13 protein-coding genes and 2 tRNA genes are annotated in these 18,581 nt (G+C 71.3%); 10 read left to right on the forward strand and 5 right to left on the reverse strand.

The window, feature by feature from the left end; translation table 11 throughout:
• Positions 1-4: 4 nt before the first annotated feature.
• Positions 5-1,171 carry a DegT/DnrJ/EryC1/StrS family aminotransferase gene (locus NBZ83_RS08990; RefSeq protein WP_261565539.1) on the reverse strand — a complete coding sequence of 389 codons (1,167 nt, stop codon included), beginning with the start codon at positions 1,169-1,171 and terminating at the stop codon, positions 5-7.
• A 339-nt stretch (positions 1,172-1,510) separates the two neighbouring features.
• On the opposite strand from NBZ83_RS08990, the gene NBZ83_RS08995 reads away from it, so the two are divergent.
• Positions 1,511-1,954: a type II 3-dehydroquinate dehydratase gene (locus NBZ83_RS08995; protein WP_261565538.1), complete on the forward strand. Its 444-nt coding sequence runs from the start codon at positions 1,511-1,513 to the stop codon at positions 1,952-1,954.
• A gap of 18 nt (positions 1,955-1,972) precedes the next feature.
• Here the strand turns inward: NBZ83_RS08995 and NBZ83_RS09000 are convergent, their stop codons facing one another.
• From NBZ83_RS09000 to NBZ83_RS09010, 3 genes are all read right to left on the reverse strand, one after another.
• Positions 1,973-3,214 (reverse strand): malic enzyme-like protein, encoded by a 1,242-nt coding sequence (locus tag NBZ83_RS09000; protein WP_261565537.1) that lies wholly within the window; start codon positions 3,212-3,214, stop codon positions 1,973-1,975.
• A gap of 478 nt (positions 3,215-3,692) precedes the next feature.
• A tRNA-Arg gene (locus NBZ83_RS09005) sits at positions 3,693-3,765 on the reverse strand.
• Positions 3,766-3,931: 166 nt separating this feature from the next.
• Positions 3,932-4,156 carry a DUF3039 domain-containing protein gene (locus NBZ83_RS09010; protein ID WP_261554549.1) on the reverse strand — a complete coding sequence of 75 codons (225 nt, stop codon included), beginning with the start codon at positions 4,154-4,156 and terminating at the stop codon, positions 3,932-3,934.
• A gap of 201 nt (positions 4,157-4,357) precedes the next feature.
• On the opposite strand from NBZ83_RS09010, the gene NBZ83_RS09015 reads away from it, so the two are divergent.
• Entirely contained in the window at positions 4,358-5,047 is a 690-nt protein-coding gene (locus tag NBZ83_RS09015; RefSeq protein WP_261574745.1) for a metal-dependent transcriptional regulator, read from the forward strand.
• 60 nt (positions 5,048-5,107) lie between these two features.
• Here NBZ83_RS09015 and NBZ83_RS09020 read toward each other — a convergent pair whose 3' ends face one another.
• The gene (locus NBZ83_RS09020; protein WP_308203285.1) at positions 5,108-6,190 is read right to left on the reverse strand and encodes a C40 family peptidase; all 1,083 of its coding nucleotides are present in this window, start codon (positions 6,188-6,190) and stop codon (positions 5,108-5,110) included.
• A gap of 595 nt (positions 6,191-6,785) precedes the next feature.
• Here NBZ83_RS09020 and NBZ83_RS09025 point away from each other — a divergent pair.
• From NBZ83_RS09025 to NBZ83_RS09060, 8 genes are all read left to right on the forward strand, one after another.
• Positions 6,786-8,072, forward strand: coding sequence for an ammonium transporter (locus tag NBZ83_RS09025; protein WP_261565534.1), 1,287 nt, complete (start codon positions 6,786-6,788; stop codon positions 8,070-8,072).
• Entirely contained in the window at positions 8,069-8,410 is a 342-nt protein-coding gene (locus NBZ83_RS09030) for a P-II family nitrogen regulator (RefSeq protein WP_261565533.1), read from the forward strand. The genes NBZ83_RS09025 and NBZ83_RS09030 overlap by 4 nt, the downstream gene beginning before the upstream one ends.
• A gap of 232 nt (positions 8,411-8,642) precedes the next feature.
• On the forward strand, positions 8,643-11,012 hold the full coding sequence (locus NBZ83_RS09035) for a [protein-PII] uridylyltransferase (protein ID WP_261565532.1): 2,370 nt from the start codon (positions 8,643-8,645) through the stop codon (positions 11,010-11,012).
• Between the two features lie 76 nt (positions 11,013-11,088).
• Positions 11,089-11,179 (forward strand) — tRNA-Ser (locus tag NBZ83_RS09040).
• A gap of 83 nt (positions 11,180-11,262) precedes the next feature.
• The gene (locus NBZ83_RS33740) at positions 11,263-11,694 is read left to right on the forward strand and encodes a helix-turn-helix domain-containing protein (RefSeq protein ID WP_261565531.1); all 432 of its coding nucleotides are present in this window, start codon (positions 11,263-11,265) and stop codon (positions 11,692-11,694) included.
• A gap of 697 nt (positions 11,695-12,391) precedes the next feature.
• Positions 12,392-13,081 (forward strand): DUF305 domain-containing protein, encoded by a 690-nt coding sequence (locus NBZ83_RS09050; RefSeq protein ID WP_261565530.1) that lies wholly within the window; start codon positions 12,392-12,394, stop codon positions 13,079-13,081.
• Positions 13,082-13,443: 362 nt separating this feature from the next.
• Positions 13,444-14,574 (forward strand): GGDEF domain-containing protein, encoded by a 1,131-nt coding sequence (locus NBZ83_RS09055; RefSeq protein WP_261565529.1) that lies wholly within the window; start codon positions 13,444-13,446, stop codon positions 14,572-14,574.
• Positions 14,575-14,683: 109 nt separating this feature from the next.
• Positions 14,684-18,581 (forward strand): FtsK/SpoIIIE domain-containing protein (locus NBZ83_RS09060; RefSeq protein ID WP_261574746.1); only part of this gene is annotated, 3,898 nt, incomplete at its 3' end.

Genomic DNA, 18,581 nt, shown 5'->3' on the forward strand with positions numbered 1-18,581 from the left:
GGCGTCACTGCGCCGCCAGGGTGTCGGCCACGACCGCCGCAACCTCGTGCATCTGCTCCTCGGTGCCCAGCAGGGTCCGGTGCTGCAACCAGACACCGTCGGCGCTCAGCGCCTCGGTGTTGGGGCACCGCTTCGCGATGTCGTCCACGGACTCGTCCGGGGCGCCGGTCTCCCAGAACCCGTTGGACCGGTAGATCGCCCGGAACGCGGCGAAGGCGGGCAGGCCTCGTTCGGCGAGAGCGTCCACGAACGCGTTGCGCCGTTCCTCTCCGAATCCGGGCAGGCGGAACATCGCCATGTAGTGCGGATTGCGGTCGCAGCGTTCGTCGCTGCCCTGCGGCACCACGCCGGGAATGGCCGCGAGCGCGTCGGCGAGCACCGGCCACCGCTGTTCGCGGGTGTCGATCTGACCGCCCAGGCGGCCGAGCTGAGCGCGCAGCACGGAGGCGGAGAACTCGTTGAGCCGGAAGTTCGACCCGGAGGTCTGGTGGAAGTATCGGCGGTCGGTCCGGGGCCGCCCGCAGCTGTGCCGCAAAAACGCGGCCTCGTACAGCTCCGAGTCCGGGAAGGTGACCGCACCGCCCTCGCCCGCGGTCATCAGCTTGCCGTTCTGGAAGCTGAACGCCGCCACCGAGCCGAGCTCGCCGACCTTTCGCCCCTGCCACTGGGCGCCGTGCGCGTGCGCGGCGTCCTGGATCAGCGGGACGCCGGTGTCGGCGGACAGCTTCGCCAGGGCGTCCATGTCGGATACCTGACCGGCCATGTGCACCGGCATGATCGCCCTGGTGCGGGAGGTGACCGCGGCGGCCGCCGCAGCCGGATCGATGCAGTACGTGTCCAGGTCGACGTCGACCGGCACCGCGACCGCGCCGAGACGCTGCGCGGCCTGAGAGGAAGAGATGAACGTGAAGGCCGGGACGATGACCTCGGTGCCCGGGCCCACGCCCAGCACCTGCAAGGCAAGCTCGAGGGCGTGCGTTCCATTGGTGACGGCGAGTGTGTAGTCCGCACCGTGATAGTCGCCGAATTCCCGCTCGAAGCTGTCGACCTCGCTGCCGCCCATGCGCCACCACTGGCCTTGCTCCAAGGCCCGGATCAGTCCGTTGCGCTCCTCGTCGGAGTACTGCGGCCAAGCCGGCAACTCCGGTGCGCGTCGCACTACACCGTTCATGGTCCCCACCCTATTCTTACGTGACGATAAGGTTCGCGCAAGGATCCCGGCCCGTCGACGGTTCATTACCGCGAGCTGCCTGAAGAATCTATGCGAGAGGTGCGCGACGGACGGTACCTCAACGCCCTGAGTCGCTCGCTGTCCCCCGTGATTGGACTACGCAACAGACAACATTCACACAATCCATGCACTATTTATTGACTACCCAAGAACTCTGTCAGGCTATTCGCGGGCCCACGCGCCCCAGCTGGACCGCATCAAAGCTGCGATATCGTCCACGGGACACCGGCCGGCCAGGCCGGTCGGCACGGGTATCAGCACGAGTGATGATGAGGTCTGGTGAGCACGCTTCTTCTGGTGAACGGTCCGAACCTGGGCATACTCGGTCGGCGACAGCCCGAGGTGTACGGCACAGCCACTCTGGCCGACATTGAATCCACCGTGACCGCCCGGATCGCCGATCGCGGCTGGAAACTGGTCTCGGTCCAGCGGGAATCCGAAGGCGAGTTGATCCACGCGATTCAGGATAACTACGACTCGGTCGGCGCAATCGTCAACCCCGGGGCACTCATGATGTACGGATGGAGCCTGCGGGACGCACTCGCCAACTATCCGAACCCGTGGATCGAGGTACACCTGTCGAACGTCTGGGCGCGGGAATCCTTCAGGCACGAGTCGATTCTTTCGGCATTGGCCCGTGGGGTCATCGTCGGCCTCGGCCCGCTGGGGTACGAGCTCGCCGCCCAGGCACTGCTCGATCTGGTGCCCGCCGCCGCTGGCTGAGCGGCCGGGCACCAGTCGTCAGTCCCCGGCCAGTGCCCGGACGGCCGCGTCGGCGACGGCCGGAGCCAGGCGCGGGTGGTCGACCGGTGGCAGCAGCCCGCCGGGCGGGGTCAGGTCGACCAACGCCTGGATGGCGGCCAACCGCGCCGCCACGCTGATCGGCTGGTGGGTCCGCACCGCCGCGCGCAACAGGCCGGGCAGGGCGTGCAGCGGGCGCGGTCCGGATGTGGCCGACGCCAGTGGCGGGGGCATCTCCGGTCTGGTCCGCAGCACGGGCACCTGCTCCGGTGGCGAGGCCAGGCCGATGAGGTCGACGAGAAGATCCAGGTGGGCCGCGAGCCGGTGCAGCGGCGCGATTCCGTACTCGAGCGGGTCGTAGAGGGTGAGATCCCGGATCCCGGCGGCGAGCAGCAGGCCGGCGAGGTCGCCGCCCCGGCCCGGGTCGACGACGGCGACCCGGGCCGCCTGTGGCCGCAGCCCCCGGCCGCGCAGATGGTTCAGGACGGCGGCGGTGGCCGCGACGGCGAGGCCGTCGTTGACGGTGTCGAGCAGCGGCGTGGCGCCGGGCCGAGGCACTGCGCGGACCGCGTCGATGTGGCTGACGTGCGTGTGGACCAGCACCATGGCGGCGAACCCGGGCGCGAGCATGCCGATCGCCCGGCCGAGCTCAGTGGCATCACGCGCAGCGATGGGCATCGGAATGACGTCGAGACCCGTCGCCCGGTGCAGGTGGACCGCCTGGGACTCCACCGCCGGCAGGGCCGCCTCGGCGGTGAGCGGCTCGAAGTCGAGCACGGCACTGGCGTCGGAGAGCAGCGCCACCCGGCGGGGCCGCCCGGTGAACAGGTCGGTGTGGGTCGGGTGGGTGGCCAGATGGCGGATGACGCGGCGGTCCGCGTCCGCGTCGAGCAGGGCGAGATCGTGCCCCGTGGTCACCGAGGCGCACAGGGACTGGGTGAGCTTGCCCGTCGACGCGACGACGAAGACCGGATCCTCGGTCTGGAGCAGGTCCGCACCGAGGCGGTTGCGCAGGGCCTGCAGCAGCCACGTCAGCGTCGGGCCGCTGTCCGCGTCGAGCGTGATCCGGCGGCCCACCGGGTCCGGCTCGTCGGCATAGCAGGTGATCGTGCCGGGGCTGGTGACGATGACCGCGTCGATGTCGGCGCGCGACCCGTTTGGCACTCGGACAGTGACGCTGTATGCCGGATTGGCCGCCGCCTGCCCGGACCCGCCGGGTTCACCCAGGCCCGGGGCGTTCACGCCGCCCCGCCGGCGGGGCCATGACCATCGTCGCGCCGCGGTACCCGCCTCGTCACGAGCCACTCTCCATGATCGTCACAGCCGGGACGGAGCCGATGGGACCGGTCAGGTCCAGTCCAGTCCGGTCCGGGGACGCGGAAACGCCGCGCCATCGCTGGGGCCGCCGCCGATCCGGCGAAGCTCCGAGGCCCGAAGAGAGCGGATTACGCACACTTCCGACCCTTGGTCGATTTTCCCACCGGACGTTGCGATCCTGACCCGAGTGGCGGCGAACATGCCACACCTATGAGTACATCCCGGCCACCAGCCAGGCCGGGCGGGCCCCGGCCACCGGGGCCCGTGCCACGAGCTCCGCGCCGGCCAGGGCGAGCCGGCCAGGGCGAGCCGGCCAGGGCGAACTGATCACCGAGGTAGGTCGGCCGGGCTGCGCCTGCCGCGCGGTGGCCTCGCAGTAGAGCCCCTGCGCCGCGGAGGGTTGTGCCCCAGGCAGGAATCGGACCTGCGGCCTACCGCTTAGGAGGCGGTCGCTCTATCCACTGAGCTACTGGGGCGTAGTGGCATCGGATGACACCGTGAGATGATCGTACGACCGCTGGACGGGATGCCGACGGATGGCGCCACGTTCACGACCGTGCCGTCACCGATCGACGGCCTGCAGCCACCGCGGCGAAGTCGGGCCGGCGCGATCCCCCATCTCGACCGCCGAGGGTCGTCCCGTCAACCGAACTGCTGGGCCATTTCGACGAGCTCCTTGCACTTCGGGCAGATCGGGAAGCGCGAGGGGTCCCGGACGGGTTCGAACTTGTAGCCGCAAAGCGCAGTGACCCGACCGCCCTCGATGGAGGCGCGGACGATCTCCTCCCGGCGGGCGTAGTGGGAGTGGTCGTCACCCTCGTCCGTGTGGGTGTCCGACGTCTCAGGTGCGATCTGAGTCGTGCTCATGGCGCTGATTCTAGTGCGACGATCGGCAGTGTCCCGGGGGGGTGAGCCCCCGTCCGGGATCGACCTGCCGGCATGGCATTCGAGCGGTGTGCGGCCGAGGCGGGCCCGCGCGGTGGGCCGCCCGGGGACACGGCGTACACGGGACGCATGGCCCTTGCGACCTGTGGACAGGGCGTACCCTGAAGGAGACGAAGGAGACCGGTGACTGGACTGATCGACAGTACCGAGATGTACCTCCGCACCCTGTATGAACTGAGGGAAGAGGGCATCCCACCGCTACGCGCGCGCCTGGTGGAGCGGTTGCACGTCAGCGCGCCGGCCGCCAGCGAGTCAACCGCTCGCATGGCCAACGAGGGACTGGTCTCCCTCGCCGACGACCGGACCGTCCAGTTCACTGAGAAGGGCCTGCTGCGGGCTACTGCCGTCATGCGCAAGCACCGACTGGCCGAGCTGCTACTCACCAAGGTCATCGGGTTGGACTGGGCTCTGGTGCACAACGAGGCGTGCCGCTGGGAGCACGTGATCTCCGACGAGGTCGAGGCCCGGCTCACCGTCCTGCTCGGCGATCCGAAGCGCTGCCCGTTCGGCAACGAGATTCCACCCGCCCAGCGCGGCGATGCGCCGCGGCCCGCCGCCGCTCCCGTGAGCCTGCTGGCCTCCGCCGACCGGGCCACCGCAGATGGTGGCCAGCCGGTGACGGTGAGCTGGATCTCCGAGCGGCTGCAGACCGACGAGAGCGCCATGCGCCGGCTGCAGGACGCCGCGATCGTGCCGGGCGCCCAGATCATGCCGGGTTCCCGCGGCGACCTGATCCACATCGTCTCCCCGAACGGTCAGAGCGACGCGGAGATCAGTCGCAGCACGGCGGCTCTCGTCTACGTGGACCACTGACCCCGCTGCGCTCTCGCGGTTCCTCTCGTCGGCCACCGATCCCCCGTCGGTGGCCGACGGTCAGGTTCCCGGCCGGATGCCTCCTTGGAAGCTCGACCACCAGACGTTCTCCACCCGGACCACCTCGCCGGTGCGGGGAGCGTTAATCATCTTCCCGTTCCCCACGTAGAGCCCGACGTGATCGAGATCCGGGTGAAAGAACACGAGATCCCCGGGGATCAGGGCGGCACGGCCCACTCGACGCCCCTCCTCCCACTGCGATCCGGTGTAGTGGCTGAGCGCGACGCCCGCCTTTCCCCAGACCCACTGGGTCAGCCCGGAGCAGTCGAAGGTCCCCGGCCCCTCAGCCCCCCACACGTAGGGCTTTCCGAGCTGGGCGTATGCCTCCCGCACCGCGGTTGCCGCACCGCCACCACCGCTCACCGCCGCGGCCGGAGCCGCGGTGACCGGAGCCGCGGCGAAGACCCGGCCAGCTGCCGCCGCCACCCCGGACTCCTGCTGGTAGCGGGCACGCTCAGCGGCTGCCTGCCGGGCCGTCTGCGCCGCGGCGGCGGCCGCCGCCGCCTGCCGGGCCCGCTGGGCGGCCGCCTGCCGGGCCCTGGCCTGCCGTTCCAACTCGGCGTAGCGCGACTCCAGCCGCTGCAACAGGCCACGCTGCTCGTCGGCTGCCGCCTCGATGGTCCGCTTGCGCGCGTCGAGATCCGCCACGATCTTCTTCCTGTCGGCGAGGGTCTCGTGGGCGCTACGCCGGGCCTCGGTGAGATCGAGGCGAGCCAGCCGCAGGCCGGTGTCCGCCACCCGCTGCCGGCGGGCCAGGGCGTCGACTGCGCCCGCCCGGTCGAGGGCACGACGCGGATCGCCGGTCAGCAGCAGAGACAGCTGGGCGAAGCCACCCGCGCGGTCCGCCGACACGGCTAGGCCCCGGTGCTGGTCCGCGGCCTCGCGAACCGCCCGGTCCGCTCGGTCGACTCGGGCGGCGGCGGCGGTCGCGGCCCGCTCGGCCTCGGCGAGCCGGATCCGTCCGGCGTTGAAGGCCTCGGCGGCGCTCGCCGCCTGCCGAGCCGATTCATCGAGCTTTGAACGCGTATGACCGATCTCATCCTGGATGTCGGCGAGACTCTGCGACTCCAACCGAGTCGCCACCGGGGCCTGCGCCGCCCAGGCAGGGCCGGAGACCGTCGCCGGTCCGGCGAACAGAATGCCAGCCAGGCCGAGGACAATGAGGCCGGTGACTTTCGGACCTGCGAGGTTGGCGCGGACTGCTGTATCTGCTGCGACTTTCGGGCTGCCGGGGCACGAGTTCGGCAGTCCCGGTCGTTGTCGGGGGATGGGCAGGACGGGCTCGGCGAATCCGCCGAGGTCAATACGGCCAATCTTGTCAATGGGTACGCGCCGGCCGACAGCGCTGGGGTGGCGGGTCTCGGGGTCCGGTTCGCCGACGCTATGCCAGCCCTCCGCGGGGACACTGCTCACACCGCCGGACGGTAACTGTACGCAGTTATACAGTCACGGAAGCACGCCGAAACGGTCGGAGAGTCTCCGTGCGCCCACCGCTAGGCGACCAAAACGGGCCACCTGCCGCCCAATTTAGCGATTTCACACGTCAGAAACAGCTAAGACACAGGTTGGGAACAGGTCTTATCGACTCTTCGGACCCGAGGAACCGGGACGAGCGCAGCGTGGCCGGGGACCGGGTGAGCGCAGTCCGCGCAACGCGCGGGGGGATGACAGGAGAGACATGGTCAAAATGGATACGGGCGATACCGCATGGATGCTCATCAGTTCCGCGATCGTGCTGTTTATGACGCCCGGACTGGCGTTCTTCTACGGCGGCATGGTCCGGGCGAAGAATGTCCTTGGCATGATCATGCAGAACTTCTTCTGCATCGGCATCGTCACGCTGGTCTGGTCGGTTGTGGGCTTCAGCGTCGCCTTCGGTCCGGGCAACGGCTTCTGGGGCGGATTCCACTTCTTCGCACTGCAGGACCTGTCCGGTAGTGACGGTAATATTCCGTATGTCGTGTTCGTGGCCTTCCAGCTCATGTTCGCGATCATCACTCCCGCACTCATCACCGGTTCCGTTGCCGACCGCATGAAGTTCAGTGCCTTCGCGGTCTTCGTGCCGCTGTGGTCGGTGCTCGTCTACTCACCGATCGCGCACTGGGTGTGGGCGACCAACGGCTGGCTGTTCAAGCGTGGCGCGATGGACTTCGCGGGTGGCACGGTCGTCCACGCCAACGCCGGTATCGCCGCCATCGTGCTGGCCCTGGTGCTCGGCAGGCGGGCCGGTTGGCCGGGCGGGGACTTCCGTCCGCACAACGTGCCGTTCGTCCTGCTCGGCACCGGCATCCTGTGGGTCGGCTGGTTCGGGTTCAACGCCGGCTCGGCGCTGGGCGCGAACAAGGTCGCCGGGTACGCGCTGCTCAACACCCAGATCGCGACGGGCGTCGCGATCCTCGGCTGGCTCGCCATCGAGAAGCTCCGGGACGGCAAGGCCACCACGCTGGGTGCCGCGTCCGGTGCGGTCGCCGGTCTGGTGGCCATCACCCCGGCCTGCGGTTTCGTCTCCCCGATGGGTTCCATCGCGGTCGGCGGGATCGCCGGCGTCGTCTGCGCCCTGGCCACCTCCGTCAAGGGCAGGGTCGGCATCGACGACTCGCTCGACGTCGGTGCGGTCCACCTCATCGGCGGTGTGCTCGGCGCCCTGCTCACCGGCTTGTTCGCCACCGTGGACACCAACTCGGCGGGCCACGACGGCCTCTTCTACGGCGGTCCGTGGAGTGTCCTCGGCGAGCAGGCCCTGGCCGTCGGCGCGACGCTCGGCTACTCGGCCGTCGTGACGGCGATCATCGCACTCGCGATCAAGTACACGATCGGGCTGCGGATGAGCGACGAGGACCAGGTCACCGGCATGGACGAGGCGCTGCACGGCGAGACGGCCTACCGGTTCACGTCCATCGGTGGGGGCGGCTCGCGGACCACCAGTGTCACCCCCGTCAAGGTGCCCGAGGAGGTCCAGGCATGACGAAACTGGTCACCGCCGTCATCAAGCCCTTCAAGGTCGACGACGTGAAGGCGGCGTTGGAGAACCTGGGCGTGCATGGCCTGACGATTTCCGAGGTCCAGGGCTACGGCCGGCAGAAGGGCCACACGGAGGTCTACCGCGGCGCGGAGTACAAGATCGACTTCGTCCCGAAGATCAAGATCGAGGTCGTCGTGGCCGACGAGACCGCCGACGACCTGGTCGCCGCGATCACGACGGCCGCGCAGACCGGCAAGATCGGCGACGGCAAGGTCTGGGTCGTCCCGGTCGACTCCGTGGTCCGGGTGCGCACCGGCGAGCGGGGCGCCGACGCGATCTAGCGTCGAGTCACGACTCCTGCGCCCGCCACCGCTCGCACATCACCCGCAATCCGCACCACGCAGGTAACACCGGGGTCGGGGACGCTCCGGGCATCGGCCCGGACGTTCCTCTCCTCACCCCGATCACATGAGGCGGCACCGCGCGACCATCGACGCGGTGCCGCGCCATGTGTCGACTCGGCCGACGCGAGCCGAGTGGCGTTGGAGCGGCCAGAGCCGGAGGAGGACAGCCATGAAGGACCGTCTGGAGATCCTCAGGGGACGCGCCGCGCAACTGCCGACGGCAACCGGGCCGCAGCTGCGCCGCCAACTCACCGACCTCGCCGACGAGGCGCTCACCGAACTGTTCGGCGATCCCGGCCCCGGCCTCGCCCTCGTCGCCGTCGGCGGCTACGGCCGGGCGGAGCCGGCGTTCGGCAGCGACCTCGACCTGGTCCTCCTCCACGACGGAGCCCATCCGAACATCGTCACCGTCGCCGACGCCGTCTGGTACCCGCTGTGGGACGCCGGCGTCGACCTCGACCACAGCGTGCGCACCGTCGACGAGGCGATCACCGTGGCGGACGACGATCTGAAGGCCGCGCTCGGCCTGCTCGACGCCCGCCACGTCGCCGGTGACGCGGCGCTGACCGCCGACCTCGCCCGCCGCGCCCGCACCCGCTGGCGCACCCGCGCCCCGAAACGGCTGCCCGACCTCGCCGTTGCCGTGGCCGAGCGGGCCGCCCGCCTCGGCGAGGTGGCCTTCCTGCTCGAACCGGACCTCAAGGAATCCCGCGGCGGGCTGCGCGACGTGCACGCCCTGCACGCCCTCGCCGCGGCCTGGGTCGCGGAGGTCCCCTCCGACCGGGTGCTGGCCGCCGCCGGGGTGCTGCTCGACGCCCGCGGCGAGATCCGCCGCCTGGCCGCCGGCCGCCCGCAGGACCGGCTGCTGCTGCAGGACGGCACCGCGGTGGCCGACGCACTCGGCTACCGCGACTCGATGGCGCTGGCCCACGCCGTCGCCGACGCCGGCCGGACGATCTCCTGGGCCTGGGACGCGACCTGGTACCGCACCGCCGCCGGGCTGCGCAACACCTCCCGCTGGCGCGGCCGGCGTCCCGTCCGCCGCCCCCTGGACGAGGGGGTGATCGACCAGGGCGGCGAGATCCAGCTCGCCCTCGACGTCGAACCGGCCAAGGACCCGGTCCTCGTCCTGCGCGTCGCCGCGGCCGCCGCCCGCACCGGGCTGCCGCTGGGCCGTTACGCCGTCGACCGGCTCGCCGCAGAGGCGCCGCCGATGCCGCAGCCGTGGCCGCCCGCCGCACGCGACGCGCTCGTCGCCCTGCTCGCCACGGGCGAGGCCGCCGTCGGCGTGCTCGAGTCCCTCGACCAGGTCGGCCTGCTCGTCCGGCTGCTGCCCGAGTGGGCCGCCGTGCGCAGCCGCCCGCAGCGCAACCCCTACCACCGGTACACCGTCGACCGGCACCTCATGGAGACCGCCGCCCACGCCGCCGCGTTCACCCGCGACGTGGACCGCCCCGACCTGCTGCTGCTCGGCGCGCTGCTGCACGACATCGGCAAGGGCTTCCCCGGCGACCACACCGACGCCGGCATCGAACAGATCCGACTGATCGGCCCCCGTCTCGGCCTGCCCGCCGAAGACGTCGACGTGCTCGTCGCGATGGTCCGCCACCACCTGCTGCTCGGCGAGACGGCCACCCGGCGCGACATCGACGATCTCGCGACCATCCAGGCCGTCGCCACCGCCGCCGGCAGCGACCGGATCCTCACCCTGCTGCACCGCCTGACCGAGGCCGATTCCCGGGCCACCGGGCCGACCGCGTGGAACACCTGGAAGGCACGTCTGATCAACGACCTGGTCGAACGGTCCAGGGCACTGCTCGGCGGCGAGCGGATGCCCTGCCCGCCGCGGCTGGACGACCGCCAGCGCGACCTGCTCACCCTGCCGGGGGAGCACATCGTCCAGGTCAACCCGCTGCCCGACGAGGGGATGTACGAGATCGTCGTGGTGAGCGCCGACCAGGTCGGGCTGCTCGCCGTCACCGCCGGTGTCCTCGCGCTCAACCGGCTCGACATCCGGCGGGCATCGGCCCGCGGCGCCGACGGGCGCGCGCTGTTGCAGGCCGCGGTCGCCGCTCCACACGGCCGGGTGCCGGAGGAGGCGAAGCTGCTCGCGGACCTGCAGGCCGCCCTCGCCGGCACCCTCGACCTCGCCGCGCGGCTCGCGGCCCGGGAACGTGACTACTCCGGCGCGAAACAGTGGACCACTCCGGGCCCACCGCAGGTCATCTTCGACGACGACCTTGGCTCGACCACCGTCCTCGAGGTACGCGCGCCCGACCGGGCCGGCGTGCTGTTCCGGATCGTGCGGGCCCTGTCCGGGCTGGGGCTCGACGTCGCCACCGCCATCGTCGCCACCCTCGGACTCGATGTGGTCGACGCCTTCTACGTCCAGGAGGCCGACGGCCAGCCGGTGGCGGACGACGCCCGCCGCCGCGAGATCGACCGCGCGGTACTCGCCGCGCTGGGCATGGGAGATCTCCCCGACCAGGCTGCGCCCACCGAGCACGCCGACGCCGGATCCGCCCAGCCACGGCTGTGATCCCGCCCGCCTGCCCGGTCCGGCACCCGGGCCGTTGGCACCCTCAGGGGAGACGCTATGATGGGCGAGCACGTTGGGAGGCTTCGCCTAGTCCGGTCTATGGCGCCGCACTGCTAATGCGGTTGGGGGCTTCAACCCCCTCCCGGGTTCAAATCCCGGAGCCTCCGCCCTTCGTTCGCGTGGCCCGCCACGTCGAGCACCCTTTGTTACCTGCGGAAACACTCTGCCCCCCGCTGCGGCGGTGCCCATGATGGTGCTGGCGCTCGCAGGGTGCCCACACCGCACCGGGCGAGGCGCCTCTGCCGCCTTACGACCCTGTCGAGCGCAGCAAACGGCGCGACGGCCCTTGCGGGCGGACGCCCGGCGCAACGACGAACGCATCCTCGCCGCCGCCCAGGAGGCCTTTGCGGCCCACGGAGCCAGCGCCTCCCTGGAGGAGATCGCCCGCCACGCCGGGGTGGGCTCGGCAACCCTGCACCGGCATTTCCCCTCCGGCGGTCCCTACTGGAAGTCGTCTTCCATGACCGCGTCGAAGCCCTCTGCGCCAGGGCTCAGGAGCGCGCCGAGGAGAGCGAGCCCGGCGCCGCGCTCTTTTCCTGGCTGGGAGACTTCAACGCCTACGCGGCGGCCAGCCGTGGCCTGGCCGCCGCGTTGCTGCACGACGGCCGGGACACCGACCTGAGCTCCCGGCGCCGGCCACCAGGCCCAGCCCTGCACCACCCAGGGATGGTGCGGATCGGAGGTGGCGTCGGATCCCGTCGAGGGATGCCCCCTCAGGCATCATGCAACGGTGAGTGTCAGGGCCGGCGGACAGATCACCGGGCGCGGGCCGTATCTCGCAATCCTCGTGCCCGTGCTCCTCGGCATTCTGCTCATGCACGGGGGCCTGTCCGCACACGTCGACCGCAACGGCCACCCAGGCGGACTCCGCGGCTCTGACAGGCCGCTGGTCGCCGTGGGGAACCGGCCGGGCGCGCCGCACGGCGCAGCAGCGCACCAGCGGCCCGCCCCCGGGCACCCAACCGATCTCGGGGGGGCGCCTGTGGCCCTGGCTCCCGACCCGGCCGCGAGTCACGGCGGGCACGCCGGGCAGCTGTGCCTGGCATTCCTTCGGGTGGTGGGCATCCTGCTCGCCGCCCTGTTGCTTGCCCGCGCCGTCCGGGCGGCCGGCGGCGCACGAACCCGCTCACGCCCTGCGCCCTGCCGCCCCGGGCGGCCACCCCCCGGGGGCCTTCCTCGCCCCCGTGCGCCCTCACTCGCCCGCCTCTGCGTGCTCCGCGTGTAGACCGACCGGCTCAGCCGGCGTGCGTCCTCGATGACTCCCGCCCGGCGGCCCGACATTCGGATCCGCACGCATCCGGAGGACGAGGGACTTCAGCATGAGACGACTCATCCTGCTCATCTCGGCGCTTTTCGCCGCGGTCACCGTCAGCGCCTGCGGCAGCGGGGGCAGCAGCGCCACGCCCACGACTGCCACGACCGCCAAAGATAGCCACAACGCGGCCGACATCGCCTTTGCCCAGAAAATGATCCCGCATCATCGGCAGGCCATCGAAATGGCCGAACTGGCCCCGTCCCGCGCTCAGAACCCGCAGGTCAGGTCCCTCGCACAGCAGATCCGAGCCGCGCAGGCGCCCCAGATCGCAACCATGGCGGGTTGGCTCACCGGCTGGGGGCAGCCCACCACTCCCCCGGCCGACGCGGGTGTTTCCGGCCACGGCTCGGCTGGCCACGGCATGGGCAGCGGTGGTATGGACGACGGCGGCATGAGCGACGGCATGAGCGGCGACGGCATGAGCGATCACGGAACGGCAACCGTGGCACCGCCCGCCTCGATGGAGGGAATGATGTCCAGTGCGGACATGACCGCCCTGAAGAACGCAACTGGACCGGCCTTCGACGAGATGTTTCTCGCCATGATGATCGAACATCACCAGGGCGCCGTCACCATGGCGAAGACCGAGATCCGTGACGGCCTCCACATGTCGGCAAAACAGCTTGCCGAGAATATTCGACGCACCCAGACGGCCGAGATCAGCAGTATGCAGGACCTGCTCACCAAGATCTGACCGGTTCTTCGCAAGGACGGGATGGTGGCTGCGACAGCGGCCACCATCCCGTCGCACCGAGCCCAACCGGTTCCCGCCGTGCCTGCGCCGCGCCGGGGCGCGCCGACACGCCGGTAAATTCACTACCCCTGCGCACCCGATTCCCTCGCCACCACCTTTCGCGGCACACCGTTTAACAAAACGGAATCCACCCGTCGGTGACCGCCCGAGGATCGGAAAGGCACCGCCGCGGCAGCCCTACCCGGCACGGGAGACACCCGGCCGGAGCGGTCCCACGGCACATCTCCCGCGCCGTGCGGGTCGAGGACGCGCCCTGCGCCAAACCGACGCCACGGTGCGGCAGCCGGAAGGATTCCACCTCCGTGCCCACCGATGACGTCGCGGCGGCCGTGTTCGACTCCCTCCCCTCTCTTATCGCGGTGCTCGGACCGGACGGGACGGTGACCCGACTCAACGAGGCCTGGCGCCGCAGCGCCGCGACCGGGGTGGCCCTGCTCCCCGTCCGGCCCGGCATGAGCTGGTTGGCGGCGTGCGACCACGCGGCGCAGGCCGCAGCACAGCCGGCCGGGGCGAATATGAACCAGGCCCGTTCCTCGCCCTCCGGCCAGACCGGGGTCACCGTGTTCGATCCGGTCACGTCGATCCGGACACTGGCGTTCCTCTCGCGGCAGCTGATCGATCGGCGGCGGACCCGGGCCCGCATCGAGCTGCCGCAACCGGCGCTGCGCGGTCACCGCTGGCTCGACGTCCGCCTGAGCACCCTTATTCGCGGCGACGGGCTGATCGTCGTCGTCGAGGACGTAAGTGAACGGCGCCACCGCGAAGAGGACCTCCGCCGTCAGGCCTCGACGGATCCGATCACCGGGCTGGCGAACCGGACGGCGCTGGGGACCCTGCTCGCGGCCAGACTCACCCCCAGCAGATCAGGCGCGTCGGACGCCACCGGAGCACGGGACGTGAACGCAGCCTCATCCACGCTGACACCTCCTCCCCCGGAACGGGCCGGGACCGCCGTTCTCTTCCTGGACCTGGATGCATTTCGTCGAATCAACAACTCCTTCGGATATCCGACCGGTGATGCCGCCCTGCATGCCGTCGCCCGACGCTTTTCGAGCGTACTCGGCCCCACCGACATCATCGGGCGATGGGACGGCGACGAGTTTGTCGTGCTTGCCGGCTCCGGGGATGCGCCAATTGTCGCGGACCTTGCCGAACGGCTGGCAGCGGCCCTCGACGAACCGCTCGACGTGCACGGCCACCGAATCCGGCTGTCGGTCAGCGTGGGGGTCGCCCTCGTGGGCGCGACTCCGTCCCACGCCGGCGACAACCATCCTGAGCAGCGCGAACAGGGACACCACCTGGGAACTCGGGGTGCCGTTGGCGCCTCGAGCGAGGACGGAGACGCTCTGGTCGCAAGGGCCGGAGCGGAAGTGACCCGGGCCCGTTCCAGACTACGGGCCAGCCGCGACCGCCGATCCCGCTCCGGTCAGTAATTCGGCTTTCCTGTCGTCCGATCGATAGGTTCACGACCACAACGCCGAGTTCATATACGCAGCGTCGTCCGAGGTAGCCGGCGGGCGTTTAAGGTCGTATCTTCGGCCCATGCAGATCGCATTCACCGTTCACGATTTCCGCGCTGGAACGAACGTCGACGTGCTTCTGCGCGCCCGTGCCGACACACCACTCGGCGTCGTCGCCGACGCGCTGGCGACCGCCGTCCGCGCGTTCCCCCCGGGCACTACCTCGGCGCGGGCCAGCCCCCGGCCCTCGCTGACTCTCGCCGGCCACGGCCGGCCGCTCAGCCCGACTCTGCCGCTCGCCCGATCGCCATTGATCGAGGGCGCTGTCGTGTCCCTCGACGCGCCGCCGGCCCGCCGGGCCTCAGGCGCGGGTCTGGTCCATCTGATGGTCACCGCCGGCCCCGACGCCGGCGTCATTCATCCACTGCCTGTCGGCGAACACACCGTCGGCTCGGCTCCTGACAGCGCCATCCTGCTTGCCGGCCCCGCCACCGATGAACCCGTGCTGACGGTGCGGGTCGCCGCCGATGGAAGCTGTTCGGTCGTTCCCGGTCCCGGCACCAGCGCCGTCGAGTGGGATCAGGCAGGCGGCGCCGGCTCGATTGTCGCCTCCGTGCGCACTCCAAGCATGGCGTTGCGGCTCCTGCGTCCCGCCGCGGTCACCCCTCTGGCCCTCCCGTCCACCACCGTCCCGGGAAGGCTCGACGTCAACCGCCCACCACGGCTGCGCCTACCCCAGCGGGCGTCCACCTTCGCGCTGCCCGCGGCGCCGGAGGAGCCTCGCCGAGCGCCTGTCCCCGTGCTGGCCACGTTCCTCCCCCTGCTCGCCGCTGTGGGGATGGCCGCGGTGCTGCACACGCTCTACGTCCTGCTGTTCGCCGTCCTCGGGCCGTTGAACCTGATCCTGTCCGTGGTGAGCGGGCGTCGGCGGGACCGTCGCCAGTTCCGCGAGGCCACCGCGCGCCATCGCCGACTGCGCGACGAGGTGGAACACGCGGCGCAGGCGGCGCTCGAAGTGGAGTGCGCCGAGCGCCACGCCGAGCAGCCCGACCCGGCGAGCCTGTTCGCCACGGCCTGGCAACGAGATTCCAGACTGTGGGCGCGGCGCCGGGGCGACGCCGACTACCTGCGGCTTCGCCTTGGCCTCGCGCACCAGCCAAGCACCGTCCGGATCACCGACATCCCCGATCACCCGGCCGCCCCGATGCGCGCCGATCTGCCCGCCGTGGTCTCCCTGAGCGAGAACGGCGTCGTCGGGGTCGCGGCACCGGGCGCCCGGTCCCAGGAACTCGGCTGGTGGCTCGTCGCGCAGGCCGCCGTTCTGCACAGCCCCGAGGAACTGGCGATCCGCGTGGTGACGGCCGAGGCCGACCGTGCCGCCGGGTGGCGCTGGACTCGCTGGCTGCCGCACTGTCGTCCCGCCGCGCAGGACGCAGCGGTGCGGTTCGCGACAGACGAGGCAGACCGGATCGCGTGCGTCGCCGAACTCCGCTCGCTGATGCAACGCCGCGCGGGTTTGCCGCCCGACCGCCGCCCCGCCGGCCCCGACGTCCTGCTCGTGTTGGACGGCGCACGCTCGCTGCGGTCGATCACCGGACTGATCCAGGTGCTGCGCGCCGGCCCGCCGGTGGGCATTCACGTGCTCTGTCTGGAGTCCGACGTCCATGATCTTCCGGTCGAGTGCCGGGCTGTGGTGGCAGCCGACGGCGGGCATCTCACGGTGCGCCAGGACCGGGCAGGGATGATCAGAAATGTTCGCGCCGACCTCATCGGTCCGGCCGGGGACGACGGTCACGCACCGTCCGGGGCGGCCCGTTGGTACGAGTCGGTGGCGCGGGCACTCGCGCCGCTTCGCGTCGCGGCCGACGACGACGCCGCGCTCCCCATGGCCGTGCGGCTGTCGGACATCATCGGCGGGGGCCGACCGGCCACGTCGACGATCCTGCGGAGATGGTCGTCCGCCCCGGCCACCGGGCCCTCGCCGAGAAGCCGCCCCGTTCCGGTGGGAATCGCCGGCGGCGGGACGTTCACCCTCGACCTCTCCCGCGATGGCCCACACGGACTGATCGCGGGCACGACCGGATCAGGCAAATCAGAACTGCTTCAGACGATCATCACCGCGCATGCTGTGACCTACCGGCCCGACGAGCTGGTGTTCGTGCTCGTCGACTACAAGGGCGGTAGCGCGTTCGCCGAATGCGCCGCGCTGCCGCACACCGTGGGTCTCGTCACGGATCTCGACCCGCATCTGGTCCGCCGGGCCCTGACCTCGCTGTCCGCCGAGCTACACCGCCGCGAGGCACTCCTCGCCCGGTTCGGCGCCAAGGATCTCGACGCTCTACGCCGCGCGGCGCCGGGTGCCGGTCCCGGCGAGCTGGCGATCCCGCCACGGCTGGTTCTCGTCGTCGACGAGTTCGCCACTCTGGCCCGAGAGCTGCCCGACTTCGTCACCGGGCTGGTCAGCCTCGCCCAGCGCGGGCGCTCCCTCGGCATCCACCTGCTCCTGGCCACCCAGCGTCCAAGCGGCGTCGTCTCCCCGGAGATCCGGGCGAACACGAATCTGCGCATCGCCCTGCGAGTGACCGACGGGGCCGAAAGTGAGGACGTCGTCGGCTGTCCGGACGCCGCCGCGATCGTGCCCACGACCCCTGGCAGGGCAGTCGTACGCACCGGGCCCGACCGGCTCACCGCCGTGCAGACCGCCTGGGTGGGCAGTCCCGTTCAGCCGGAAGGTGACGAGGCCACCGGCGCGGCCGCTGCGCGGGTGACCCTGTTGGCATGGCCCGAGCCCAGTGCACCGGCGCCGAGGCCCGACCGGCCGGCCGGCGTCGCGTCTCGGGACTGCGCGGCCAGCGATACCGAGCTGACCGTTCTGGTGCGGGCGGTCCGCGAAGCCGCGACCGCCCTGAGGCTTTCTGCCCTTCCCAGTCCCTGGCTTCCGCCGCTACCGGAGCGGATTCCTCTCTCCTCGCTGCCGGCCACCCCCGGTTCCGACGAGCGGCACGCACGCCCCACGGGTCCGCCCGGGCGGCACCGTCCCGAACCCGGCCGCACCGGCGCGGTGCTCGCCCCGGTCGCCATCGGCCTGGTCGACCGCTGTGATCGCCAGTTGCAACAGTCCCTCACGTTGGACCTGGAGGGCGGCGGCCATCTGATGGTCGTCGGCGCGCCACGGTCCGGTCGCTCCACGGCCCTGCGGACCGCGGCGGGGGCGATCGCCGGCGCGCTGTCCCCCCGAGACGTCCACATCTACGGGCTGGACTACAGCGGCGGCGCACTGGCCGCCCTGACCAGCCTGCCGCATACCGGCGCACTCGTCGGCCGGGATGATCCCGAGCGGGTCGGGCGGATGCTCGCCCGCCTGACCGTCGCCGTCGAGCAGCGACATCGGCGACTCACCGCGGACGGGGTGGCGGATCTACGGGAGGCGCGCGCCGTCACCAGAGGCGACACCGCTGTCCGCCCGCCCTACCTGGTGCTCCTCCTCGACGGCTTCGAGGGTCTGCTCGCCGCGTCCGAGGACTCCGACGGCGGGGAACTCGTCGACAGCCTCCTTCGGCTGTTACGGGAGGGCCCCGCGGCTGGGCTGAGGGTGATCCTGTCCACGGATCGGCGCGGGCTGACCGGCCGGCTGGCCTCCCTCATCGACGAGCGGCTGATCCTGAGGATGGCCGATTCCGGCGACTACGCCCTGGCCGGCATCTCGGCCACGAACATGCCCGAGCGGCTGCCCCCCGGGCGCGGGGTCGTGATCGGAGGTCGCTTCCCGACCCCCGTCGAGGTCCAGGTCGCCCTGCTCGATGCGGAACCGACCGGCCGCGCTCAGGTGGCGGCGTTACGAACCGTGGGCGCGCAGGTCCAGGCCGCTGCCGCAGTGGGATCAGCCGGGGCCGATGACCGCCCCTTCCGCGTCGAGGCGCTGCCGGACTGCGTCACCCCCGCCCAGATGGCCGCCGCCGCCCAGGTCCGCCGGGCCGCCC

It is taken from the genome of Frankia gtarii (assembly GCF_025403375.1).
Taxonomy (GTDB): Bacteria; Actinomycetota; Actinomycetes; order Frankiales; family Frankiaceae; genus Frankia; species Frankia gtarii.